Genomic DNA, 23618 nt, shown 5'->3' with positions numbered 1-23618 from the left:
ATGCCGTTCGTCACAGCCGCCAACCAATCGATCATGATTGGCGGCACGGCCTTCGCCTATCGAGACCTCGGCCCGAAATCGGCGGTGCCGCTGATCCTGCTCAATCATTGGGGCGCGGCACTCGACGACTTCGACCCGCGAATCGTCGATGGTCTGGCGCGAACCCGGCGCGTGCTCGCCATTGACTATCGCGGTGTCGGTGGCTCAGGCGGCACCGCGCCCCTGACCGTCGCGCAGATGGCCGACGACGTCATCAGCCTGATCTGCGCGCTGGACTTCACCAGCGTCGATCTGCTGGGTTTTTCCCTCGGCGGATTCGTTGCTCAGGACATCGCGCTCAAAGCGCCCGCCTTGGTGCGGCGCCTGATTCTGACCGGCACCGGACCTGCGGGCGGAGTCGGTATCGCCAAGGTCGGTGCGGTTTCCTGGCCATTGATGTTCAAGGGCTTGCTGACTCTGCGCGATCCCAAGTTCCATCTGTTTTTCACTACAACCGCCAACGGACGGCAGGCCGCGACAGACTTCCTGCAACGTTTGAAAGAACGCCGCAAAGATCGCGACAAGCGCCCGACACCCAGCGCTTTTCTGCGGCAGTTGAAAGCCATCAAGGCATGGGGAAAACAGATGCCGCAGAACCTTGGCGGCCTGCAAATTCCGACGCTGGTGGTCAACGGTGACAACGACATCATGGTGCCCACGGTCAACTCGATTGACCTGGCGAACCGTATTCCCTACGCGCAATTGATCATTTATGAAGACGCCGGACACGGCGCGATATTCCAGAACTACGCTGACTTTGTCAGCAAGGCGCAGGCGTTTCTCGACAGCTGAACCCATCTGCTCAGGCACCCTGCCCTCCCCCAGAACCGTGAGAGCCGTCCCCACCATGAAAGCTTATTTTATCGATCGCTACGGCAAGCAGAACGGGCGTATTGGCGATGTCTCCGAGCCTGTACCCGGCGCCCATGACGTGCTGATTGAAGTCCATGCGGCCAGCGTCAACGTGCTCGATTCAAAGATTCGCAGCGGCGAATTCAAACTGATTCTGCCGTACTCATTCCCCTTGGTGCTTGGCAACGATTGTGCCGGCGTGGTGATTGCGGTTGGCGCAGCGGTCAAGGGTTTCAAGCCCGGCGACGCGGTGTATGCGCGCGTGCCCGAACAGCGAATCGGCACGTTCGCCGAGCGAATCGCCGTCGAGCAAAACGCCGTCGCCTTGAAGCCCGCCAACCTCAATATGGAGCAAGCCGCCGGCATTCCCTTGGTTGCCCTGACAGCCTGGCAAGCGCTGGTCGACATCGCCCGTTTGCAAAAGGGGCAGAAGGTCTTGATTCACGCCGGTTCCGGCGGTGTCGGCACCATCGCCATTCAACTGGCCAAGCACCTCGGCGCTGTTGTCGCGACCACCACCAGCACCGCGAATGTCGAATGGGTTAAAGCGTTGGGCGCAGACGTGGTGATTGATTACAAACAGCAGCGCTTCGAGGAGGAACTGCGCGATTACGACGTGGTGCTGAACAGCCTCGGCACCGACGTTCTGGAAAACTCGCTCAAGGTACTCAAACCGGGTGGCCAGCTGATTTCCATATCAGGCCCGCCAACAGCCGAGTTCGCCAAGGCGCAGGGCTTGGCGTGGCCGCTGCGGCAAGTCATGCGTATGTTGAGCCTGAGTATTCGGCGCAAGGCGCGCAAGCAGAATGTCCGTTACAGCTTCCTGTTCATGCGGGCCAACGGTGCGCAACTGCAAGAAATCACCACGCTGATTGAAGCCGGCGAAATAAGTCCTGTGCTTGACCGCACCTTCGCTTTCGAGTCAGCGGGCCAAGCCCTGACTTACGTCGAACACGGCCGCGCAAAAGGCAAGGTAATCGTGCAGATCAAATAGTTGCCTGCCTGTAATCATCTGGCGAAAGACCCATGGATAACGTTGCCTGCGACACCGAAAAGCCCCCCACCGACGAACTGCAAGACACGGAGAACAAACACCCACCTGAACCCGCGAACCACGAAACGCCCGACCCTAAGCAGCACAACGCAATACTTGGTGTTGCTCCGATCGTCTGGCGGCCCTTGATGCTTGAGCCCTAGGTGTTCAACGGCGATTGCGGCGTATCAGGATTGAGTTGCCGGCGGCGAAACTGTCCCGGCGGCTGGCCGTGAATCTGCCGAAAGCGTCGGGAGAAATACGCCTCGTCAGCGAAGCCGCACAACCTTGCGACCTCGCCCACCGAGCGCGTGCTGTTGAGCAGGAAATTGCGTGCCGCGTGCATCCTGCGTTCGAGCACCAGTTCGGTGAAGGTCTTGCCGATCTCCTTGCGTAGCCAGTGCGTCAGATAGGTCGGGGACAGGTATGTCGCCGCAGCTACCTTGATCAGATTGAGGTCGGGATCGGCAATGTTTTTGCGCAAGTATTCGAACATGCGGCCCAGCGCATCCCGGCGGCTGACCTCGGCCGCATTCTCCTCGGCCAGACGCTTGAGTGGCTCGGCATAAAGGAAACACACGCTGCCAATCAGTTGCAGCAGCAAGCCTTTGAGCATCTCGCGCGTACCAAACTGACGGTTCTCGTCCAGCGTGCGCATCTGCTCGATCAAGGCACAGACCTTGGCGAAATCCTCATCCCCGAGAATGAAATCCAGATGCTCCTGAAAGCGGAATGGCGATAACTCCGGCGCTAGCAGGATCGACACTTCTTCCAGATCCATCGGGTCGCACTGCAAATGCGGCAGCAGAAAGGTCTGGGAAAAATTGATCACCATGAAATTGCTGTCCGCTGGATGCGGGATTACGTGCACCCGGTGCGGCAGGATGAATGCCAGGGTGTTGCGCGGGAACGGACGCTCGACGTTGCCGATGTGCTGCACGGTGTCGCCACCGAGGTTGATCTGAATCTGGAAATACTCGTGCCGATGGGGACTGGTCTCGGCGCGCCGGCCCTTTTTGTCGCGAATGTAGAAGTCGGTCAATTCGCTGCGCTGCTGCATGACATAGGTGGGAATACGGCTGAGTGACGACATCTGCGCAGAATCCTCGACAGGTATTGGCAGTGAGCTGACGACCGTCATCTTGCAGACATGTACGCAATACACGCAAGCAGTCATACGACGACCTGCCTTTCCAGGGAATTTTTATCCTCGATATGGCGTTTAGCCTGTCCAAAACCGCCGAGAACGTATCAAGATTTTTTATTGTTAATAATCAATGTATTAACAGACATATCTAAAAAGACACTTAGGAAATAATCCGATTTATTTTTTGGACAGGTTTAGCAACGCCGCTTCCATAGAAAAAAAACGTTCTAACCCCTCGGTTGCTTTACCAACGTTGTACGACCACTGTGAGCCAACGCAGCCCAACCTCTTCCAAAAACAATCACAGGTGCGCACGTCATGATTCTGCTATTCCCCCTCGCCACCCCTCCCGACATTGTCCCGATCACGCCGACTGGAAAACGTTTCTGAACGTCTGACGCTGGCTGTTCGCACCGTTCGTTTCAGTATCGATTGGCATGCCCCGACCATCGCGGGCAAACGCCTTCGGCTGCACGAAAACATCTCGACTCTTCTAACAATAACGAGGTCTCTTCATGTCGAATTCACATGCTTCCCAAGCCACCGTGCCGCCGGTGATAGACGGCGCCCGGGACGCCGTCGTGCCGCAGCGTCTGCCCTCGCGGCGGCGCTGGTTCATGCTCTCGTTGCTGCTGATTGCGACGATCATCAACTACATCGACCGGGTCAATATCTCGATTGCCGCGCCGTTCATGGCCAAGGATCTTGGCTTGGACAAAATCGAGATGGGCCTGATTTTCTCGGCATTTGCCTGGACTTATGCCTTGGCCCTGGTGCCGGCCGGGTTCATCGCCGACCGCTTCGGTTCGCGCTTCACTTACGGGGTTTCCCTGATCAGTTGGTCGACGGTGACCGTGTGCCAGGGCTTTGCCACGGGCTTCGCGTCCTTGTTCGGTTTGCGTCTGGCGGTCGGTGCGATGGAAGCACCGGCGTTTCCGGCCAACAGCCGTGCGGTGACGGTGTGGTTCCCGGCGCGGGAACGCGGTCTGGCCAGCAGTATTTATGTCTGCGGGCAATACCTGGGGACGGCGTTGTTTACCGGTGCCCTGCTCTGGCTGGCGACCACCTTCGACTGGCGTCATGTGTTCTACAGCACCGGCGTACTCGGCATCGTCTTCGGGGTGTTGTGGCTGTACCTGTATCGCGACCCGCTGAACTGCAAGAAAGTCAGCCAAGAAGAACTGAAGTACATCGAAGCCGGCGGCGGCCTGGTCAAAAGCAGTCAGGAACGTACGCGTTTCAACTGGCGGCAAATCGCCGAATTGTTCAGCTACCGCCAGATCTGGGCGATTTGCATTGGTAAATTCGCCAGCACCTCGGCGCTGTACTTCTTCCTGACCTGGTTCCCCACCTACCTGATCGAAGAACGCAAGCTGACCATGATCAAGGCCGGGATCTTCGCAGTTCTGCCATTTGTAGGCGCGACGGTCGGCATCCTTCTCGCGGGCATCGTGTCGGACTTGTTGATCCGCCGTGGCTACTCGATGTCGTTCGCCCGCAAGTTGCCGCTGGTGATCGGCTCGATGCTGGGCATGTCCATCGTGCTGGTGAATTTCACCGACTCGAACACGATCTGCATCGCCGTGCTGACCATTGCGTTCTTCGCCCAAGGCATCGCGTCGTCTTCGTGGGCGGCGGTATCGGAAGTTGCGCCCAAGGAGCTGATCGGCTTGACCGGCGGGATCACCAGCCTCGCCGCCAACATTGGCGGCATCGTCACGCCGATCGTGATTGGCGCGATTGTGCATGCCACCGGTTCATTCGCCTGGGCCTTCTGGTTCATTGGCGGCGTGGCGCTGATTGGCACCCTCTCCTACTCACTGCTGCTCGGCCGCTTGTACCGCATCGAATTGAAGGTGCGCTAAAGCCAACAGCACCGTTTTCTCCAACTGGAGGCGGCTTTCGTCCAACTTCACCAACGACTGCCGCCGTACGCTGAAGCTACCAACAGGACTATTACCAGGATGAACATGACTGAATACGTCTTCACGCCGGATCTGCCCGTGACCTTGCCCGTAGTCGGCAGTAAGCAGCGCTTTCCCGTTGGCCGGGTATTTTGTGTCGGGCGCAACTACCCGTGGCCAGATGCTGTCGGCCAGTCGCGCCAGCCACCGGTGTTTTTCATGAAACCGGCCAGCAATGTCGTCGACGCCATTGGTGAGGTGGCATTCCCTTCGCTGACCGATGATTTCGCCCACGAAATCGAACTGGTGGTGGCCATCGGTGAAGGTGGCGCGAATATCCCCGAAAGCGAGGCGCTGGCTTATGTCTGGGGTTACGCCGCCGGCCTCGACCTGACCCGCCGTGATGTTCAGCGCGCCGCCAAGAGCAATGGTTTGCCGTGGGAAGGCGCCAAGGTGTTTGACGGCGCCGCGCCGATGACCGCCATCGTGCCAGTGACCCGCACTGGCCATCCCGAAGGCGAATTATGGTTGAACGTCAACGGCGAGGAGCGTCAGCGCGACAGCCTCGACAGCCAGATCTGGTCGGTGGCTGAAGTGATCAGCCGGATCTCCCGGTCAGTGGCGTTGAGGGCCGGCGACCTGATCATGACCGGCAGCCCGGCCGGCGTTGACGGCCTACAACCGGGCGATGTGATCAACGCCGGAATCGACGGGATCGGCCAACTGGAAATGCGCGTCGGCCCGCGGGCCTGAACGCCGCAGTGATTCGAAGACAGGAGAACAACAAAATGTCCATCACTCAACCTTTGAAAGTCGCGCTGGTCACCGGCGCCGGTAGCGGAATCGGCCGCTCTGTGGCGCTTGGCCTGTTGGCCGACGGCTACACCCTGGTGCTTGCCGGTCGCCGGCCGGAACCGTTACAGGCGCTGGTCGAACTGGCGGCAAGCGAAGGACACGAAGCCCTGGCGGTGCCCACCGATGTGCGCGACCCGGTCAGTGTCGATGCGCTGTTCGCAACCATTGCCGAGGTCTACGGACGCCTGGATGTGGTCTTCAACAATGCCGGGGTCAACGCCCCCGCCGTGCCCTTGGATGAACTGACGTTCGAACAGTGGCGCAACGTGATCGACACCAACCTCAACGGGGTTTTCCTCTGTGCTCGTGGTGCCTTCGGACTGATGCGCCGGCAACAGCCGCAGGGCGGACGCATCATTAATAACGGTTCGATTTCGGCGCACACGCCACGCCCGTTCAGCAGCGCCTACACCGCCAGCAAACATGCGGTGCTGGGCCTGACCAAATCCCTGGCGCTGGACGGTCGCGAATTCAACATCGCCTGCAGCCAGATCGACATCGGCAACGCGCTGACCGAAATGTCGGTACGCATGACCAAAGGTGTACGTCAGGCCAACGGCAGCATCGCCGTGGAGCCAATGGTCGACGTCAAGCATGTCGCCGATGCGGTGCGCTACATCGCCGGCCTGCCGTTGTCGGCCAACGTTCTGAACATGACCGTCATGGCCACCGCCATGCCGTTTGCCGGCCGCGGTTGAGCCGGCCTTTTTATTCGGTAAGAGAGGTTTACATGAAGCCAGAAGTCTTGCAGCTGAGCCCGATCCTGATTCCTGAAATCAACACGCGGCTCGATGAATTGTTTACGGTCCGCCGCTATTTCCAGCAGGCGGACAAACAGGCGTATTTGCAGGAACACGGCGCGAATATTCGCGGAGTGATCACCGGTGGCCATACCGGCATCACCCAAGCCGTCATGGCGCAACTGCCGAAACTTGAAGTGGTGGCGGTCAATGGCGTCGGCACCGATGCGGTTGACCTGGCTTACGCTCGGGATCGCGGCATCCGCGTGACGGCGACCATTGGCGCGTTGACCGAAGACGTCGCCGACCTTGCCATCGGTTTACTGATTTCCGTGTGTCGCGGGCTGTGTACCAGTGATCGCTATGTACGCTCGGGTCAATGGCCGCACAGCGCCACACCGCTGGCGCCTCTGCCGCTGGCACGCCAAGTGTCCGGCATGCGTATCGGCATTGTCGGCATGGGCCGGGTTGGCCGCGCGGTGGCCAGCCGAGCGGCGGCCTTCGGCTGTCCGATCAGTTACACCGACCTGCAACCGATGAGCGATGTACCCCACACGTTCGTCGCCGACCTCAAGCAATTGGCCCGCGACAGCGATGCGCTGATTCTCGCCGCCGCTGCCGACAAGGCTGAAGCCATCATCGATGCTGCCGTGCTACAGGCCTTGGGCAAGGACGGTTATCTGATCAACGTGGCACGGGGCAAACTGGTCAACGAGGCTGATTTGCTGGCGGCACTGAATGCCGGCGAAATCGCCGGTGCCGGGCTGGATGTGTTTGTCGATGAACCGAATGTGCCGGAAGCCTTGTTCGGTAACGAACAGGTGGTGCTGCAACCGCACCGCGCCAGCGCCACCTTGCAGACGCGCACGCGAATGGGAGAAATGGTGGTGGCGAGCTTGCTGGACAGCTTTGCCGGGAAAACGCCGCAAGGTTGTGTCACTGGCTAAGTGGCGGGTGCCGAAACAGCTGCCCTCACCCTAGCCCTCTCCCCCAGGAGAGGGGACCGATTGGGGGATATTGGCGATGTGCGCCGACGTGCAATAGCGTCTGTGAATCCAATATTGCCGAGCATTGCGGATGAACCCGTCATCGACGCGATCTTTCAGGTCGATGGATAACCCAAGACACCTCGGTCGGCTCCCTCTCCCGCAGGGAAAGGGGCCGATTGGGGGATGTTGGCGATGAGCACCGACGTGCAATAGCGCCTGTGAATCCATCACCGTCAGGCATTACCGATGAATCCATAATCGACGCGATCTGTCAGGTCGATGCATAGCGCAAGACACCTCGGTCGGCTCCCTCTCCCTCCGGGAGAGGGCTGGGGTGAGGGGCCGCCGTTGTAGCGTCGAGCGCGGCTTACAAGGTGTAGGAAATCCCCACCTGCACCGTTCGCGGCGCACCCGGATAGGCGTAGACATTACCGAACGCGCCCTCTTCATAATCCCGGTCAAACAGGTTCTTCACGTCAAGATTGAGCCGCACCTTCTCGTTGACCTTATAGAAGCCGAGCAAGTCGACAACGGTGTAGCTGTCCATCGAGAAAGCAGTATTGGCGGTTTGCCCAGCGCGCTCGTCGACGTACTTGAGTCCGGTGCCCAGGCCGAGGCCTTTGAACGCACCGTCCTGAAACTCATAGACGTTGAGCAGGCTGAAGCTGTTCTGCGGAATGTTCATCAACCGTGTGCCCGAGCGGATCACATTGTCCTTGGTCACTTCGGCATCCACGTAGGCGTAGCCACCGATCACGCGCCATTCGGGTGTCAGGTTGCCGGCGACGTTCAGGTCGAAACCACGGCTGCGCACTTCCCCGGCCGCCACACTGAAGGTCGAGTCCACCGGGTCGGTGGTCAGCACGTTGCGTTTTTCGATCTGATAGATCGCCGCATCGACGCTCAACTGATGATCCAGCGCTTCCCACTTGACGCCCATTTCGTAGGATTTGCCTTTCTCCGGTGCAAAGCCTCCGCCCACGCGGCTCGCGCCGGTATTGGGCTTGAACGAGCGCGCAGTGTCGGCGTAGACCGCCAGCGTCTCGCTCAGGTCGTAGGTCACGCCGATGCGCGGGGTCACCGCGTTGTCGCTGGCCTGCCAGTTTTTACCGCCGGGTACGTAGGTTTCATAGTCGTGTTCGAAACGCTCAAAACGCGCCCCGGCCAGCACCTTCAGACGCTCGGTCAACGCCACCTGATCCTGCACGAATGCGGCGTAGGTCTTGAGGTTTTCCTTGTCGTGGGTCGGGGTGCGGGTCAATGCCGGGCGCGGTTGGCCGTAAACCGGATCGAAGATGTCGATCGGGTAGGCGCCGACCGCGCCGCTGGAGCGCTGAATGATCGACTTGTAGTCGTAATCTTCATACTCGATACCGGTCAGCAAGGTGTGCTGCAAGCCACCGGTGCTGAAATGACCGGTCAGATTGAGTTGAGTGTCCTTGTCGGTCCACTCCAGTTTGCGGTAGTTGAAGTTGCGCCCCAGAGTTCGACCGTCATCGGCAATGCCGTTGGCTTCGATCGCATTGCCTTCAAGCGAGCCGTCGAGCCACTGGAAGCCACCGCCCAGCGTCCAGTCATCATTGAGCAGATGTTCGAAGCGCAGTTGCGCCATGTTGTTGTCGTTGTGCAACTTGCCGGCGTCTTTCTCGCCGAAGAACGTGTCGCGCGAGGCGGTGCCGATCTGTTTGGCGTAACGCGTCACACCGCGATCCAGTGGATGATTGTTGCGCATGAAATCACCCTCGAAGATCACTCGGGTGGCATCGCTGGCCTGCCAGGTCAGCACTGGCGTGATGCCGTAGCGCTCGGTCTCGACGTGATCACGGAAGGTGTCGCCGCCCTCACCCACCACGTTCAATCGATAGGCCAAACGCCCCTCTTCATCCAGCGGGCCGGAGGCGTCCAGGGTGCCGCGCTTCATGCCTTGATCATTCAACTGACTGCCCAACGTGACCGTGCGCTCTGCCAACGGCTGCTTGGACACAACGTTGAAGGTGCCGCCCGGATCACCACGGCCATAGAGCATCGTCGCCGGCCCGCGCAGCACTTCCAGACGCTCGATGGTGTTGGCGTCGGGCATGTTCGGGTAGCCGCGATTGATCGGGAAACCGTTGCGGTAGAACTCGCCAGTGGTGAAGCCGCGCACGGTGAATGTGGTCAGGCCCTGCCCGCCGAAATTGTTCGCGCGGCCGACGCCGCCGGCGTAATCCAGCGCGTCTTGCAGACGGGTGGCGCCGAGGTCTTCGACAGCATCTTTAGTGACCACGCTGATCGATTGCGGGGTTTCATGGATCGAGGTGTCGGTACGGGTGGCACTGGCAGAACGTGTGGCGCGGTAACCCTGCACCGGGCCGTCAGCCCGTTCGTAATCCGCTGTACCGACCACATCGGTTGCGTCCAGCTCAAGCGCTGAGGTGGTTGAATCGGCCTGTTCGGCCCACGAGGAAGAAGACAACGCCTGCAGCACGCAAATGGAAAGCAGAGTACGACGCATGAAATGAAAACCTTGTGAATAGGCCAGAACGAAGGGTGAAACCGCCAGAACAGCGGCGCGGATGGTATACCAGAGATCGTGTAATTGAAACTTATTCTTATTTGTCATGTTGGTCAGGATTCGTGAGCCGGACTCATGACTCCATCCTGGCAAGGCGCATTATCAGATGCGTTTCAATGGCCTAGGCTCGTAGGCGATATGGCCTGCAACGCTGGTGCTGAGGCGCCCGGCGTTGTCCGCCAGCCCGCCTGAAGAGGAACTCCGCGATGAAATTCGACACACCGGCCGGCACTAATCCGATCGATCAATTGAACGTCATCGGCCAGCCCGCCGACCGCATCGATGGCAAGTTGAAAACCACCGGGACCGCGCCCTACGCGTACGAACAACATGCCGCAGTACCCAACCCCGCCTATGGCTATGTGGTCGGCGCCGGGATCGGCAAGGGACGAATTGCCTCGATCGACTCGACGCAGGCGAGCAACAGTTCCGGGGTGATCGCGATCGTCACCTACGAGAATGCCGGGCCTTTGGCCAAGGGCGAGTTCTATGTTGCGCGCGCCTTGGCTGGCCCGCAGGTGGACCACTATCACCAGGCTGTCGCGATCGTCGTCGCGCAGACATTTGAAGAGGCCCGCAGCGCCGCCAACCTGCTGGAAATCACCTATGTCGCCGAACCCGGCGCGTTCGATCTGGCTGCCGCCAAGGATTCGGCGACCCCGCCGCCACCCGCTGGTTTCGGCCCTCCGCCGCAGACGCAGACCGGAGATTTCGAAGGTGCCTTCAGCGCCGCGCCGGTCCAGATCGATCAGCACTACAGCACGCCGGATCAGGCGCACGCGATGATGGAACCCCACGCCACCATCGCCCAGTGGAACGGCAATTCGCTGACGTTGTGGACGTCGATTCAGCAGATCAACTGGGGCGTGCGCGATCTGGCCAAGACACTCGGCATACGCAAAGAAGATATTCGTTTGATATCGCCCTACATCGGCGGCGGTTTCGGCGGCAAAGGCACGATCCTGTGTGACGCGGTGCTGGCGTCGCTGGCGGCACGACACGCCGGGCGTCCGGTGAAAGTCGCGCTGCCACGTCCGCTGATGTTCAACAATTTGACCCATCGCCCCGCGACGCTCCAACGCATTCGCCTCGGTGCCAGCCGCGAGGGTTTGATCACTGCCATCGGCCATGAGAGTTGGTCAGGCAACCTGCCCGGGGGCCGGGCCGAAGCTGCGACGGCGTCGACACGGTTGCTCTACGCTGGCGCCAACCGTATGACACGTCTGAATCTTGCCGTGCTGGACCTGGCCGAAGGCTCGGCCATGCGCGCGCCGGGGGAAGCACCGGGGATGATGGCGCTGGAAATTGCCATGGATGAACTGGCGGAAAAACTCGGCATCGACCCACTGCAGTTGCGCCTGCTCAACGACACCCAGGTCGACCCCGAACAGCCATCGCGCCCGTTCTCCACGCGGCAACTCGTCGAGTGTTTACAAACCGGCGCCGAGCACTTCGGCTGGCACCAGCGCAACGCAAGCGCCGGGCAACGTCTGGAGAATGGCTGGCTGATCGGCATCGGTCTGGCGTCCGCCATACGTGGCGCGCCAACCACCGCATCGGCGGCCCGTGTGCGTCTTGACCGGCACGGCACGATCACTGTCGAAACCGACATGACTGATATCGGCACCGGCAGCTACACGATCATCGCGCAGACCGCCGCCGAGATGATGGGTGTGGAACTGGACCGGGTCGAAGTGCACCTTGGCGACTCGCGCTTTCCGGAGTCGTCGGGATCGGGCGGGCAATGGGGGGCGGCGTCGTCAACCGCCGGGGTCTATGCCGCTTGCGTCAAGTTGCGCGAAGCCGCTGCCCGCGCCGTCGGACTTGATCCGCAAACGGCCGAATTTGCCCACGGCGAGGTGCACGATGGCACGCGGCATTTTCCTTTGGCTCACGCGGCGGCCGCAGGCGATCTCGTTGGCGAAGACCGCATGGAATTCGGCGATCTGGCCCAGCGCTTTGCCCAGCAGACCTTTGGCGCACATTTCGCCGAAGTCGCGGTCAACGCGGCGACCGGCGAGATTCGCCTGCGCCGTCAAATGGCGGTCTGCGCAGCAGGGCGGATTCTCAATCCGAAGACCGCGCGCAGCCAGATCATCGGCGGCATGACCATGGGCGCCGGGGCCGCACTGATGGAAGAACTGCAGGTCGACAAGCGCCGTGGTTTTTTCGTCAACCATGACCTCGCCGGTTACGAAGTGCCGGTGCACGCCGACATTCCCCATCAGCAGGTGATTTTTCTCGATGAGGTCGACCCCTACGCCACGCCGCTCAAGGCCAAAGGTGTCGGCGAGTTGGGCATCAGTGGCGCGGCAGCGGCCATCGCCAATGCGATTTACAACGCCACCGGCGTGCGCGTGCGCGATTACCCGATCACGCTGGACAAACTTATCGCGCACTTGCCGGAGCAGATTTGACGCCCTGTTCAGTCAGCCCGGCGCGCGCTGGCTGAACACTTCCTTGAACACCGGCACGGCGGAAAACGCATGCGGCCATCCGGCATAGAACGCCAGTTGGGTGATCATTTCCGCCGCTTCGGTCTGGCTCAAACCGTTGTCCATCGCCCGACCCAGGTGATAGCCGACCTGCCCTGTCTGCCCGTTGGCCACCAACGAACTGACCGTGATCAGGCTGCGATCGCGAGGCGCCAGACCTGGCCGCAACCACAGATCGCGGAACAGCGCTTTGGTGGTGAACTCGACCAGCCCCGGCGCCACTGATCCCACCGCCGCATTCACGCGCTCCACGCGGTCAGCTTCGCGAGCCTGGTCCAGCGGCAGCAACGACGGCGCAACCGGTGCCAGTTGCTCAGCATCGATGTTGCGCGCGGAGAACACCTCGCCGGCGATAGGCAGAGCCGCTGACGAGGATCTTGCGACTATCTGCGCTCAGCGTCATGAAGTCATGAAGTCATGAAGTCATGAAGTCATGAAGTCATGAAGTCATGAACACCGTTCATCAATCTGCCTCCTCCATAGAAAGCGAATGGTGCCAAAAACTGGCACTGCCCCGTTATAGAGTCGGAGTCATGTCCACTCTCGGAAGGCGAACCCAACATGTCAGCAGGCTATAAACGTATTCAGTATTCGCGCTACGGCGGCCCGGAGGTGATGCGCGTCGAAGCATTCCAGTTGCCAGCACCCGGCAAGGATGAAGTGCTCGTGCAGGTCAGATTTGCAGCGATCAACCCCATTGACTGGAAGTTGCGTCAGGGCCGGATGAAGCTGATCACCGGCAGAACATTTCCGCGCGCGATGGGTATGGATTTCTCTGGCGTGGTTCTTGCGGTTGGGGCGAGTGTCAGACGCTTCCAGGTCGGCGACGCGGTTTTCGGGTTATCCCGCTTCAAAGAAAGTGGCGCATTGGGCGAAGCCGTCGTGACCAGGGAGGACTTTCTGGCGAGCAAACCGGATACTCTTTCCTTCGCCGATGCGGCGTGCCTCGGCACACCGGGCGTTACCGCGTGGAACGGGTTGATCGACAAGGCCAGACTGCAAGCCGGTCAGCGGGTTTTCATCAATGGTTGCGCGGGGGCGGTCGGCGAAGCGGCGGTGCAGATCGCCCTGATGTCGGGGGCCACCGTATCGGGCAGTTGCAGCGCGTCGGACGTTGCCCGGGCACAGGCGCTGGGGGTATCGACCGTCTACGACTACCGGTTAACGGACCTGACAAGACTGCCGGCGCGCTTCGATGTGGTGTATGACACGGCCGCGACGATGACGGTCTCGACCGGTATCGGATTGCTGCGTCCCGGCGGCTGTTTGCTTGATCTCAATCCGGGTCCGGGTAAATTCCTGCGTGGCCTGATTGATCGGCGACTGAAACTGGTCATTGGCACACCGCGACACGAAATCCTCGAAACACTGGCCAGTGCCGCCAGTGAGGCACGCTTGAAGATTCGGCTAGGAGAAGTGGTGCCGCTGGACGGCGCCATACAACTGATCCGCGAGCTCGAACAGGGCCGCAAACTCGGCGGCAAAGGTGTCGTCGCCATGGAGCGTTAATGGCCAGAAGTCATCGTCTGTTTGAGCTGATGCAAGCGCTGCGGCGTCATCGTCGTACGGTGTCCGGCAAAGCCTTGGCGGCTGAACTGGGTGTGTCGCTGCGCACGATTCGCCGCGACATCGTCACGCTGCAAGGCATGGGGGCCGAGATCGACGGCGAGCCGGGCCTTGGGTATGTGCTCAAGCCCGGTTTTGTCCTGCCGCCGTTATCGTTCAGCGCCGAGGAAATACAAGCCTTGGTCATCGGCGCGCAATGGGTCAGCCGGCAGACCGACAGCCAACTCGCGGGCGCCGTCAACAATGCCCTGGCGAAAATCAGTGCCGTGTTGCCCGCGCAGATGCGGCCGATCTTCGAAGACGAAACCTTTTACGTGGCCAAGCCGCACAAGCCCGGCACAACCATCGACCTCAGCGAGATTCGTCGGGCGCTGCGCGAGCAGAACAAGCTGCGCATCGCGCTAGCGCTCGAACATGCGGAGGCCGCCGAACACATCATCTGGCCGATCATGTTGGGCTTTATCGAAGGCAAGCGCTGCATCGCGGCGTGGTGCGAAGGCGACAGCCGGTTTCGCGTGATCGATATGGCTGACCTTGCGACGGTGCAGGTGCTCGTCGAACACTACGCGCCTGACCGCCGGCGCTTGATCAAACAATGGCGTGCCGAGGATGTGCGGCCCTGCAACAGTCAGGGCGAGGTGTGTTGAGCCATGTAACCTGGGCCACAACGGCCCCGCCGCTCACACCGCCAGCAGTTGTCGGGTCATCGCCATCGAGGTCTGCAGCGACTGCCCGGTTCGCTGCAACTTGTTCAGCAGACTGGCGCCCAACCACAGCTGATAAAGGGTTTCCGCCAGATGCCGGGCGTCGCCTGCGGGCAGGCTGTTTTCGGCCTGGCCCTGCTCGATGCACAGGGTGATGCGCGCCACCACTTGCTCGGCGCCATCGCGCAAGGTCAGGCGCATCGACTCCGACAGGTCGGCGACTTCGGCGCTGAGCTTGACCACCAGACACTCATCGCCGTGGCCTTCGAGGGTGCAGCGGTTCTGCCAGCCCTGCCAGTAATCCATCAGCCGCTCGTAAGCGCTCAGCCCCGGCAGCGTCAGGCGCCGCTCCATGTCGGCGAGATAGCCGACGAAGTAATCCGCCAGCAACGCCTGACCGTACAACTCTTTGGATTTGAAGTAGTGATAGAACGAGCCCTTGGGCACACCGGCGGTTTGCAGGATTTCGTTGAGGCCGACACTGGTGAAGCCCTTCTCGGCCATCATCCGGTGGCCGGTGTCGAGCAAGTGTTGGCGGGTGTCGTCGTAGGTCGCTTTCATCGGGCGCACATTACCAGGCAATAGACCAGTCGTATATTTGGAGGAACGGAAGTTTGCCATACCTGTCGATGAAAAACCGCAGGATAAAAAATTACTAGACGACTGGTCTAATTGGAATCTATGCTGCGCCCCGACAAACGTTTTCTGACCGGTGTGGCCGATGTGCGAATCCTTCGCCCAATCGAAGACACCTGATCGACTCAAGGTGCTCTATGAAAATCCTGATGGTTTTGACTTCCCACGATCAACTCGGCAACACCGGCAAGAAAACCGGCTTCTGGCTGGAAGAGTTCGCCGCGCCCTACTACGCCTTCAAGGACGCCGGCGCCGACGTCACCCTGGTCTCGCCGGCCGGTGGCCAGCCGCCGCTGGACCCGAAAAGCGATGAGCCTGATGCGCAGACTGCCGAGACTGATCGCTTCCGCAAAGACTCCGCCGCGCAGCAGGCACTGGCCAATACCGGCCGTTTGGCCGATGTCAGCGCTGAGGATTTCGATGCCGTGTTTTACCCGGGCGGCCACGGCCCACTGTGGGACCTGGCCGAAGACAAGCAGTCGATCGCGTTGATCGAAGCGTTTGACCGCGCCAACAAACCCCACGGTTTTGTCTGCCATGCGCCGGGTGTGTTGCGTCACGCCCTCACCGCTGACGGCAAACCGCTGGTCCAGCATCGCCAGGTCACCGGTTTCACCAATGCCGAAGAAGAGGCCGTTGGCCTGACAGACGTGGTGCCGTTCCTGATCGAGGACGAGTTCCAGCGCCTCGGCGGTTATTACTCGAAAGTCGCTGACTGGCAGGTTCATGTGGTCGCCGACGGACAACTGGTCACCGGCCAGAACCCGGCCAGCTCCGCCGCCGTCGCGAAAAAACTGCTGGAGATGCTGGGCTAAAACCTCGCTTCCAACCTCCTAACGCCGGGTGCGTCTTGCCCGGCGTTATTTTTTCACCCAATCAATAGTCGACTGGTCTAATAAGCACCAAGACAAGGTAATCCATGAATAGCAGCCCGTTCTTCACCCCGGCCAAACTCGGCCACCACACCCTGAAAAACCGTATCGTCCTGCCACCCCTCACCCGCCAGCGCAGCACCCAGCCGGGCAATATCGCCAATGAGCTGATGGCCGAGTATTACCAACAGCGCGCCGGCGCCGGTTTGCTGGTCACCGAAGGCACGCAGGTTGAACCGCGTGGCCAGGGTTACGCGTGGACGCCGGGCATTCATACGCCTGAACAAATCGCCGGATGGCGCAACGTCACCGACGCCGTGCATGCCGTGGACGGGGTGATTTTCGCGCAGTTGTGGCACGTCGGCCGTGTCTCCCACACCGCGCTGCAACCCGACGGCGCAGCCCCGGTTTCCGCCTCCGCCGTGGCTACAGATCGGGTCAGCGTGTTTATCGAAACCGCGCCCGGCGCCGGTGAACTGGTGCCTCCGTCGGCACCTCGCGCGCTGAGCACCGATGAAGTTCAGGAACTGGTGCAGCTATATATCCAAGCCGCACGCAACGCGATGGACGCCGGTTTCGACGGCATCGAATTGCATTGCGCCAACGGTTATCTGGTGAACCAGTTCATCTCCGCCCACAGCAATTTGCGCGACGATCAGTACGGTGGCTCGCTGCACAACCGCCTGCGCTTTCTCAAGGAAGTGGTCGCCGGCGTCGCCGAGTGCATCGGCAAGGAAAAGGTCGGCGTGCGCTTCGCCCCACTGTTTACCACCACTGATGAAGCGCGCACTTACCTAGGCATGGTCGAAGAGGATCCGCACACCACTTACATTGAAGCGATCAAAGTGCTGCAGGACGTGGGCATCGCCTATCTGTCGATCGCCGAAGCCGACTGGGACAACGCGCCGGCGATGCCACAAACGTTCCGTCAGGCGGTGCGCGACACCTTCAGCGGTGCGATCATTTATGCCGGACGTTACACCGCAGAATCCGGCGCGCAACTGCTCGATTCCGGGCTGGCAGACTTGGTCGCATTTGGCCGCCCGTTCATGGCCAACTCCGATCTGCCTGCGCGTATCGCCAATGACTGGCCGTTGAATGCGTTGAACCCGGCGACGGTGTATGGCGGCAACGCCGAAGGCTATACCGACTACCCCGTTTATCCCGGCTAAGCCTTTCCACGCGGCGTCAAGCGCTCCCACAACAGCGGGAGCGTTTATCCGAGTCGGAGTGCAAGCCCTTGTGGGAGCGAGCCTGCTCGCGAAAGCGGCGGGTCAGCCACTCACAATGTTGAATGTGACGACGCCTTCGCGAGCAGGCTCGCTCCCACTGGGGGGATGTGAATATTCACCGCACAAAAACCTATACACCAACTACAATTCTGTATAACTATCTGGACTTAACGCTAAACGTCCATCAGGCAGCCTGCTGCTCACTACGCTGAATCCGTGAAATGAACATAACCCATCGGCTGTGCCTCGTTCTGGGTGACCAGTTATCGTTTGATCTGGCTTCATTGGCAGGTCTGGATCGCGAACAGGACCGTGTGCTGCTGGTCGAGGTCATGGAAGAAGCCAGCCATGTTGCTCATCACCCACAGAAGATCGCCCTGATCTTCAGCGCCATGCGTCACTTCGCTCAGGCACTGAAAGACCAAGGCTTCCACGTGCATTACGTGACCCTCGACGACCCGCACAACAGCGGCTCGGTGCCTGGCGAATTAAAGCGCTGGCAGGCGCTGCTGCAAGCCAAGGAGGTGCACCTGACCGAATGCGGCGACTGGCGTCTGGAGCAATCACTGAAGGATTGTGGCTTGCCGATCCACTGGCATGCCGATAACCGTTTCCTGTGTAGCCGCGACGAATTCCGCGCGTGGGCCGCTGGCAAAAAGCAGTTGCGCATGGAGTTCTTCTACCGCGAGATGCGCCGCAAAAGTCGTCTGCTGCTCAACGGTGACGGCACGCCGGTCGGCGGCGCGTGGAACTTTGATGCCGACAATCGCAAAGCCCTGCCCAAAACCGTCAAGGCGCCCTACCCGACGGGCTTTACCAACGATGCAATCACCCTCGAAGTTCTCGCACTGGTCAAGGAACACTTCGCCAGTCACTACGGCAGCCTCGATGATTTCAACTATCCGGTGACGCATGCCGATGCCCAGGCATTGTGGGCGTACTTTCTCGATTACGGCCTGGCCGGCTTCGGCGATTATCAGGACGCCATGGCCAGCAACGAACCGTTTCTGTTCCATGCCCGCATCAGCGCTGCACTGAACATTGGCTTGCTCGATCTGCGCCAACTCTGCGCCGATGTGGAGTCGGCCTATTGGTCCGGCAGCATCGCGCTGAATGCCGCCGAAGGCTTCATCCGCCAACTGATCGGCTGGCGCGAATATGTGCGTGGCGTTTACTGGCTGCACATGCCCGAGTACGCCGAGGGCAATGCCTTCGGTAACACGCGGCGCTTGCCGGAGTTTTACTGGACCGGCGCAACGCAGATGAACTGCATGCGCCAGGCCATCGGCCAAAGCCTCAAACACGCCTACGCCCATCACATCCAGCGCCTGATGGTCACCGGCAATTTCGCCCTGCTCGCGGGCATCGCGCCGAAGCAGATCTGTGAATGGTATCTGGCGATTTACATGGACGCTTTCGATTGGGTCGAACTGCCCAACACCCTCGGCATGGTCATGCACGCCGACGGCGGCTACCTCGGTTCCAAGCCTTATTGCGCCAGCGGGCAGTACATCAACCGGATGTCCGACTACTGTCGCGACTGTGCGTACTCGGTGCGTGAAACCACAGCTGACAACGCTTGCCCGTTCAACGCGTTGTACTGGCATTTTCTGATGCGCCACGGTGACCTCCTGCGCGGCAATCAACGCATGGGCATGATGTACAAAAACCTTGATCGCATGCCGTTGGAAAAACAGCAGGCTTTGTGGCAACGCGGGCAGAGTCTGCTCGACAGACTGGATCGCGGCGAATCGCTATGAAAACGCGTGTGCCTTTGGCCCGTGTGCAACTTAACCATGAGGCTCTGGGTCAATGGCTCACAAAGCTGCGAACCCGATCGCTTGAAACACGCCAATCGAACGCAAGCCAACCATCAACGCATGAAGGGTGAACATCCTGAAACAGCTTACTCGCGAGGAGCTTGAGTCTGAGGTCACGCGCCTGCGTCTGGCCGTCAAGGCGACCTGCGACGCCGTCTGGGACTGGGATCTGCAAACCAATCAGGTCATCTGGAACGACTCGCTGCAACAGGCGTATGGCTACGCGTCAACAGCCATCGAGCCGACGTGTGACTGGCGATTTGCGCAGATTCACACGCAGGATCGCGCGCGCGTGACAACCTCGATTCGCTCGGCCATTGACGGCTCTGGCACGACCTGGAGCGCGGAGTACCGCTTCCTCTGCCACGATGGTTCATACGCCGAAGTCCTGGATCGCGGACATCTGATCCGCAATGCCGATGGCAAAGCCGAACGCATGATCGGGGCGATGCTCGACCTGACCCGCTCGCGCAGCGCCGAGACGGCACTGCGCCAGAGTGAAGAGCGCTTCAGCACCATTCTGGAAACCATCGAAGCGGCTTTCGCCATCGTCAAAGTCAAATTCGACGCCGACGACCACCCCATCGACTATTACTTCGTCGAGGCCAACCCGGCGTTCGAACGTCAGGCCGGGGTCAATCTGCGGGGCAAGTGGGTCACCGAGTTCGCGCCCAACCTCGAGAAATTCTGGTTCGAGACCTACGGCCATGTGGCCAAGACCGGCGAACCGGCCAACTTCGAGAACTACGCCAATACCTTCGAACGTTGGTTCGATGTGCGCGCCGTGCGTGTCGGCGACCCGGCCGATCGGCAGATTGCGATCTTCTTCAGCGATGTCACCGAGCGCCGCGACGCGCAAGAGCGTTTGCGCATCAGCGAAGCGGTCGCCCGGGAGAACGTCGAACGCGTGCAACTGGCCCTTGCCGCTGGCGCCATTATCGGTACCTGGCACTGGCACTTGCCCAGCGATCGCTTCAGCGTCGATGAAGCCTTCGCGCGGGTGTTCGACCTCGACCCGGCCTGGGGTCTCGACGGTCTGAGCCTGGAACAAGTGGTGATGACCGTGCACCCGGACGACAGGGAAGGACTCACCACCGCGATCAACGAAGTCATTGCCCGTGGAGGTGCCTATTCGCACCAATACCGAGTGCGCGGCGCGGACGGCCAATACACCTGGATTGAAGCGAACGGCCGCGTCGAGTGCGCCGAAGACGGCACGCCTGTACGCTTTCCCGGCGTGCTGATCGATGTCGAAGACCGGCGCAACGTCGAAGCCGAGCGCGACCGGGTCACCGCCGCGTTAAAGGCGCTCAACGACACATTGGAACAACGGGTCTCGGCGCGCACCGCTGACCTGATGCAGGCCGAAGAAAAGTTACGGCAATCGCAGAAAATGGAGGCGGTCGGGCAACTCACCGGTGGTCTGGCCCATGACTTCAACAACCTGCTGGCAGGCATCTGCGCCTCCCTTGAACTGATGGAAAAACGCATCGGCCAAGGCCGGCTGAACGACATCGACAAATACATGCAGATCGCCCAGGACGCCGCCAAACGCGCCACCGCCCTGACCCATCGCCTGCTCGCCTTCTCCCGGCGCCAGACCCTCGATCCACGGCCGACTGAAGTCAATGCACTGATTGCCGGCATGAGCGAACTGATCCAGCGCACCGTCGGCCCGAGCATTCGCCTGAAAACGGTCGTCGCCGCCGATCTGTGGCCGGCGCTGGTCGATGCCAGCCAACTGGAAAACGCCCTGCTCAACCTGTGCATCAACGCCCGCGACGCGATGCCCGATGGCGGCAGCATCACCGTCGAAACCGCCAACCGAACCCTGGATGCTGAATCAGCGCGCGTACGGGAAATGCCCGAAGGGCAATACCTGTGCCTGTCGGTCGCCGACACCGGTACCGGTATGAGTGCGGAAGTGATCGCCAAGGCCTTCGACCCGTTTTTCACCACCAAACCGTTGGGCCAGGGCACGGGCCTTGGGCTGTCGATGATTTACGGTTTTACCAAACAATCCGGCGGGCAGGTGCGGGTGCAATCGACCGTGGGTCAAGGCACCATCATCTGCATTTACCTGCCGCGCTACCTCGGCGAAACGCAGCGCAATCAGGATGACACGCAAAGCTCAGCGACGCCTCATGCCAAGGCCGGTGAGACCATTCTGATTGTCGACGACGAACCCACCGTCCGCACGCTGCTCAAAGACGTGCTGAACGACCTCGGCTACAACTTGCTCGAAGCGGCCGACAGCGTTGAAGGATTGGAAGTGTTGCGTTCCAGCGCGCACATTGATCTGCTCATCACCGATGTCGGCTTGCCGGGCGGCATGAACGGCCGGCAAATGGCTGATGCGGGCAGGCAAATCCGGCCGAAACTGAAGACCCTGTTCATTACCGGATACGCGGAAAACTCGGTGATCGGTAACGGTCAACTCGGCCCGGGCATGCAGGTGCTGACCAAACCCTTTGCTGTCGACACGTTGGTGTCACGCGTCAGTGGCCTGCTGTCCATCGAAGTCGAGTAAGGCTTGCGCGCGAGACGCCATGAAGCGGTTGCGCCCGGCCAACTTCGCTTGATACAGCGCCTGATCGGCTGACTCGATCAAACCGTGCACCGGGTCCAGGTGCGACCCGCGCGCGGCGGCGATGCCAATGCTCAGGCTCACGCGGGCCACCGGGCTTGTCGGGTGGGCAATGTTGGCGTGCTGCAAGCGCTCGATAATCAACTGTGCTACCACGGCGGCACCGTCGATGTCGGTGGCGGGCATGATCACCGCGAACTCTTCACCGCCGTAGCGCGCGACCAGGTCTGACGGTCGCCGCACACATTCATCCAGCACCCTGGCGACAGCTTGCAGACAAGCGTCGCCGGCAACGTGCCCGAGCGCATCATTGAACAGTTTGAAATAGTCGATATCGATCATCAGCAAGGCCAGCGATGAGCCGTCGCGCTGTGCCCGCCGCGCCTCTGTGGCCAGGGTCTGGTCGAAGCAGCGCCGATTCGCCAGACCGGTCAGCGCATCCTTCATGGCCAACAGTTCCAGCTGTCGATTGGAGCCGAGCAACTGCTGCTGAGCAATGCGCAGTTCGCCTTCCACCTGGGTCCGGCGCCGGATATCGAGGATCAAGAACCAGCCGATCAGTCCGGTAAGGCCCAACAACCCCGCCACCACCACCGCCGACAACAGCGCTTCCGTTCGCCACGCGGTGAGCGCTTCACGCTTGCCGATGGCGACCGTGGTAATCAGCGGCAACTTCTCGCTTTTGCGGAAGGCGTAGAGGCGTTCGACGCCATCCAGGCTGGAGGTATACGACGCGGTACCGACCGATTGATCGACCAGGTACTTGGCGTAGATGGGTGACTTGGAAAAGTTGCGGCCCATGTCCTGTTCGCGGAACGGATAGCGAACCAGCAATGTGCCGTCGGTGTACGACAAACCGATGGCACCTTCCTGCCCGACATCGAGTTTGCCGAACAGGCGCAGGAAGTTTTCCACGCCCAAGGTCACGGCCACCACCCCGGCAAACTCGCCACGATCATCGTTGAAACGGCGGCTGACGGTGATCACCCACTCCTGATTGGAGCGGCTACGGATGGGTGGCCCGATAAAAGGTTCGCGGCTCGGGTCGTCACGATGATGAATGAAGTAGACCCGATCACTGCTGTTGGCCCCCGCCGGGATCGGCCGGTTCGACGACATCAGCCAATGGCCCTGACGGTCATAGATGGTGATCCCGCTCATTTGTGGCATCAACGGCTGCTGGCGGTTGATCAGCGCACCCAAGCGCTGGATCTGCGCGGGGCCACTGCCTTCGGTTTCCAGGCGTTCGACCAGCCCGAGCAGCAGCAGCGAACTTTGCCGGACAATGCCCTCGGAATAGGTCTCGAGTGCCTGGGTCAGGTTCAACCCGTGCACGTTGACTTCCTCCAGCGCGCGATCGCGCGAGGACAGCACTTTCCAAATGGTCAGCGACGCCAGAGAGCAGCCGATGACCAGCAGCAAGAGGATGACGAGGTGGGTATCACGCTTCACGAAAGTACCTAATGGAAAGTCCGGTTTCCCGTTCCGGCCGTTACTGATTCAAGGCAATAACAGCGGTCGTATGTCCTCGACCGGCGCAAGGATACAAGTAGCGCGTCGAACGTGCAGCAACCGTATGACGGAACGTCGTTT

The 23618-nt window shown here is 60.6% G+C and carries 18 protein-coding genes; 13 read left to right on the top strand and 5 right to left on the bottom strand.

What is annotated here, in order from left to right; translation table 11 throughout:
* Both ACOYXJ_RS21955 and ACOYXJ_RS21950 read left to right on the top strand, forming a co-directional pair.
* Positions 1 to 831, top strand: coding sequence for an alpha/beta fold hydrolase (locus ACOYXJ_RS21955; protein WP_460371380.1), 831 nt, complete (start codon positions 1 to 3; stop codon positions 829 to 831).
* Between the two features lie 55 nt (positions 832 to 886).
* Positions 887 to 1885, top strand: coding sequence for an NADP-dependent oxidoreductase (locus ACOYXJ_RS21950; RefSeq protein WP_460371379.1), 999 nt, complete (start codon positions 887 to 889; stop codon positions 1883 to 1885).
* 199 nt (positions 1886 to 2084) lie between these two features.
* Here the strand turns inward: ACOYXJ_RS21950 and ACOYXJ_RS21945 are convergent, their stop codons facing one another.
* Positions 2085 to 3017, bottom strand: a complete 933-nt coding sequence (locus ACOYXJ_RS21945; protein WP_095111883.1) for a helix-turn-helix transcriptional regulator — start codon at positions 3015 to 3017, stop codon at positions 2085 to 2087.
* Positions 3018 to 3586: 569 nt separating this feature from the next.
* On the opposite strand from ACOYXJ_RS21945, the gene ACOYXJ_RS21940 reads away from it, so the two are divergent.
* From ACOYXJ_RS21940 to ACOYXJ_RS21925, 4 genes are all read left to right on the top strand, one after another.
* Positions 3587 to 4936, top strand: coding sequence for an MFS transporter (locus tag ACOYXJ_RS21940; protein WP_460371378.1), 1350 nt, complete (start codon positions 3587 to 3589; stop codon positions 4934 to 4936).
* 99 nt (positions 4937 to 5035) lie between these two features.
* Complete coding sequence (locus ACOYXJ_RS21935) at positions 5036 to 5728, top strand: fumarylacetoacetate hydrolase family protein (RefSeq protein ID WP_460371377.1); 693 nt, start codon at positions 5036 to 5038, stop codon at positions 5726 to 5728.
* A 41-nt stretch (positions 5729 to 5769) separates the two neighbouring features.
* Entirely contained in the window at positions 5770 to 6528 is a 759-nt protein-coding gene (locus tag ACOYXJ_RS21930) for an SDR family oxidoreductase (protein ID WP_150795030.1), read from the top strand.
* Positions 6529 to 6560: 32 nt separating this feature from the next.
* Entirely contained in the window at positions 6561 to 7517 is a 957-nt protein-coding gene (locus tag ACOYXJ_RS21925) for a 2-hydroxyacid dehydrogenase (protein WP_460371376.1), read from the top strand.
* Between the two features lie 409 nt (positions 7518 to 7926).
* On the opposite strand, the gene ACOYXJ_RS21920 is transcribed toward ACOYXJ_RS21925, so the two are convergent.
* Positions 7927 to 10053 carry a TonB-dependent siderophore receptor gene (locus ACOYXJ_RS21920; protein WP_460371375.1) on the bottom strand — a complete coding sequence of 709 codons (2127 nt, stop codon included), beginning with the start codon at positions 10051 to 10053 and terminating at the stop codon, positions 7927 to 7929.
* Positions 10054 to 10319: 266 nt separating this feature from the next.
* On the opposite strand from ACOYXJ_RS21920, the gene paoC reads away from it, so the two are divergent.
* Positions 10320 to 12530 carry an aldehyde oxidoreductase molybdenum-binding subunit PaoC gene (paoC, locus tag ACOYXJ_RS21915; RefSeq protein ID WP_460371374.1) on the top strand — a complete coding sequence of 737 codons (2211 nt, stop codon included), beginning with the start codon at positions 10320 to 10322 and terminating at the stop codon, positions 12528 to 12530.
* 12 nt (positions 12531 to 12542) lie between these two features.
* On the opposite strand, the gene ACOYXJ_RS21910 is transcribed toward paoC, so the two are convergent.
* On the bottom strand, positions 12543 to 12950 hold the full coding sequence (locus ACOYXJ_RS21910; protein ID WP_412071133.1) for a carboxymuconolactone decarboxylase family protein: 408 nt from the start codon (positions 12948 to 12950) through the stop codon (positions 12543 to 12545).
* Between the two features lie 219 nt (positions 12951 to 13169).
* Here ACOYXJ_RS21910 and ACOYXJ_RS21905 point away from each other — a divergent pair, with 219 nt between their 5' ends.
* Complete coding sequence (locus tag ACOYXJ_RS21905) at positions 13170 to 14117, top strand: NAD(P)-dependent alcohol dehydrogenase (RefSeq protein WP_460371373.1); 948 nt, start codon at positions 13170 to 13172, stop codon at positions 14115 to 14117.
* Positions 14117 to 14821 (top strand): helix-turn-helix transcriptional regulator, encoded by a 705-nt coding sequence (locus ACOYXJ_RS21900; RefSeq protein WP_102899148.1) that lies wholly within the window; start codon positions 14117 to 14119, stop codon positions 14819 to 14821. Before ACOYXJ_RS21905 ends, ACOYXJ_RS21900 begins: the two co-directional genes overlap by 1 nt.
* A 33-nt stretch (positions 14822 to 14854) precedes the next feature.
* On the opposite strand, the gene ACOYXJ_RS21895 is transcribed toward ACOYXJ_RS21900, so the two are convergent.
* The gene (locus tag ACOYXJ_RS21895) at positions 14855 to 15439 is read right to left on the bottom strand and encodes a TetR/AcrR family transcriptional regulator (protein ID WP_102899149.1); all 585 of its coding nucleotides are present in this window, start codon (positions 15437 to 15439) and stop codon (positions 14855 to 14857) included.
* 212 nt (positions 15440 to 15651) lie between these two features.
* Here ACOYXJ_RS21895 and ACOYXJ_RS21890 point away from each other — a divergent pair, with 212 nt between their 5' ends.
* The 4 genes from ACOYXJ_RS21890 (at position 15652) to ACOYXJ_RS21875 (ending at position 21968) form a co-directional block, all read left to right on the top strand.
* The gene (locus ACOYXJ_RS21890) at positions 15652 to 16329 is read left to right on the top strand and encodes a type 1 glutamine amidotransferase domain-containing protein (protein ID WP_077572445.1); all 678 of its coding nucleotides are present in this window, start codon (positions 15652 to 15654) and stop codon (positions 16327 to 16329) included.
* A gap of 104 nt (positions 16330 to 16433) precedes the next feature.
* Positions 16434 to 17558: an alkene reductase gene (locus ACOYXJ_RS21885; protein WP_460371372.1), complete on the top strand. Its 1125-nt coding sequence runs from the start codon at positions 16434 to 16436 to the stop codon at positions 17556 to 17558.
* Positions 17559 to 17839: 281 nt separating this feature from the next.
* Positions 17840 to 19378 (top strand): cryptochrome/photolyase family protein, encoded by a 1539-nt coding sequence (locus ACOYXJ_RS21880; RefSeq protein WP_460371371.1) that lies wholly within the window; start codon positions 17840 to 17842, stop codon positions 19376 to 19378.
* Positions 19379 to 19505: 127 nt separating this feature from the next.
* A complete protein-coding gene (locus tag ACOYXJ_RS21875) occupies positions 19506 to 21968 on the top strand; it encodes a PAS domain-containing protein (protein WP_460371370.1) in 2463 nt (820 codons plus the stop codon).
* Here ACOYXJ_RS21875 and ACOYXJ_RS21870 read toward each other — a convergent pair.
* Entirely contained in the window at positions 21930 to 23477 is a 1548-nt protein-coding gene (locus ACOYXJ_RS21870) for a sensor domain-containing diguanylate cyclase (RefSeq protein WP_460371369.1), read from the bottom strand. The genes ACOYXJ_RS21875 and ACOYXJ_RS21870 overlap by 39 nt on opposite strands.
* Between the last annotated feature and the right edge of the window lie 141 nt (positions 23478 to 23618).

It is taken from the genome of Pseudomonas sp. Tul2A7, assembly GCF_054790505.1.
Note: the sequence above shows the minus strand (reverse complement) of the source record. Positions and strands in the feature narration are given on the sequence as shown.

What these genes read in the sequence shown, in the direction of transcription:
- ACOYXJ_RS21955 (WP_460371380.1), top strand. Translation starts at nt 1, where the DNA reads ATGCCGTTCGTCACAGCCGCCAACCAATCGATCATGATTGGCGGCACG.
- ACOYXJ_RS21950 (WP_460371379.1), top strand. Translation starts at nt 887, where the DNA reads ATGAAAGCTTATTTTATCGATCGCTACGGCAAGCAGAACGGGCGTATT.
- ACOYXJ_RS21945 (WP_095111883.1), bottom strand. Translation starts at nt 3,017, where the DNA reads ATGTCGTCACTCAGCCGTATTCCCACCTATGTCATGCAGCAGCGCAGC.
- ACOYXJ_RS21940 (WP_460371378.1), top strand. Translation starts at nt 3,587, where the DNA reads ATGTCGAATTCACATGCTTCCCAAGCCACCGTGCCGCCGGTGATAGAC.
- ACOYXJ_RS21935 (WP_460371377.1), top strand. Translation starts at nt 5,036, where the DNA reads ATGAACATGACTGAATACGTCTTCACGCCGGATCTGCCCGTGACCTTG.
- ACOYXJ_RS21925 (WP_460371376.1), top strand. Translation starts at nt 6,561, where the DNA reads ATGAAGCCAGAAGTCTTGCAGCTGAGCCCGATCCTGATTCCTGAAATC.
- ACOYXJ_RS21920 (WP_460371375.1), bottom strand. Translation starts at nt 10,053, where the DNA reads ATGCGTCGTACTCTGCTTTCCATTTGCGTGCTGCAGGCGTTGTCTTCT.
- paoC (WP_460371374.1), top strand. Translation starts at nt 10,320, where the DNA reads ATGAAATTCGACACACCGGCCGGCACTAATCCGATCGATCAATTGAAC.
- ACOYXJ_RS21905 (WP_460371373.1), top strand. Translation starts at nt 13,170, where the DNA reads ATGTCAGCAGGCTATAAACGTATTCAGTATTCGCGCTACGGCGGCCCG.
- ACOYXJ_RS21900 (WP_102899148.1), top strand. Translation starts at nt 14,117, where the DNA reads ATGGCCAGAAGTCATCGTCTGTTTGAGCTGATGCAAGCGCTGCGGCGT.
- ACOYXJ_RS21895 (WP_102899149.1), bottom strand. Translation starts at nt 15,439, where the DNA reads ATGAAAGCGACCTACGACGACACCCGCCAACACTTGCTCGACACCGGC.
- ACOYXJ_RS21890 (WP_077572445.1), top strand. Translation starts at nt 15,652, where the DNA reads ATGAAAATCCTGATGGTTTTGACTTCCCACGATCAACTCGGCAACACC.
- ACOYXJ_RS21885 (WP_460371372.1), top strand. Translation starts at nt 16,434, where the DNA reads ATGAATAGCAGCCCGTTCTTCACCCCGGCCAAACTCGGCCACCACACC.
- ACOYXJ_RS21880 (WP_460371371.1), top strand. Translation starts at nt 17,840, where the DNA reads ATGAACATAACCCATCGGCTGTGCCTCGTTCTGGGTGACCAGTTATCG.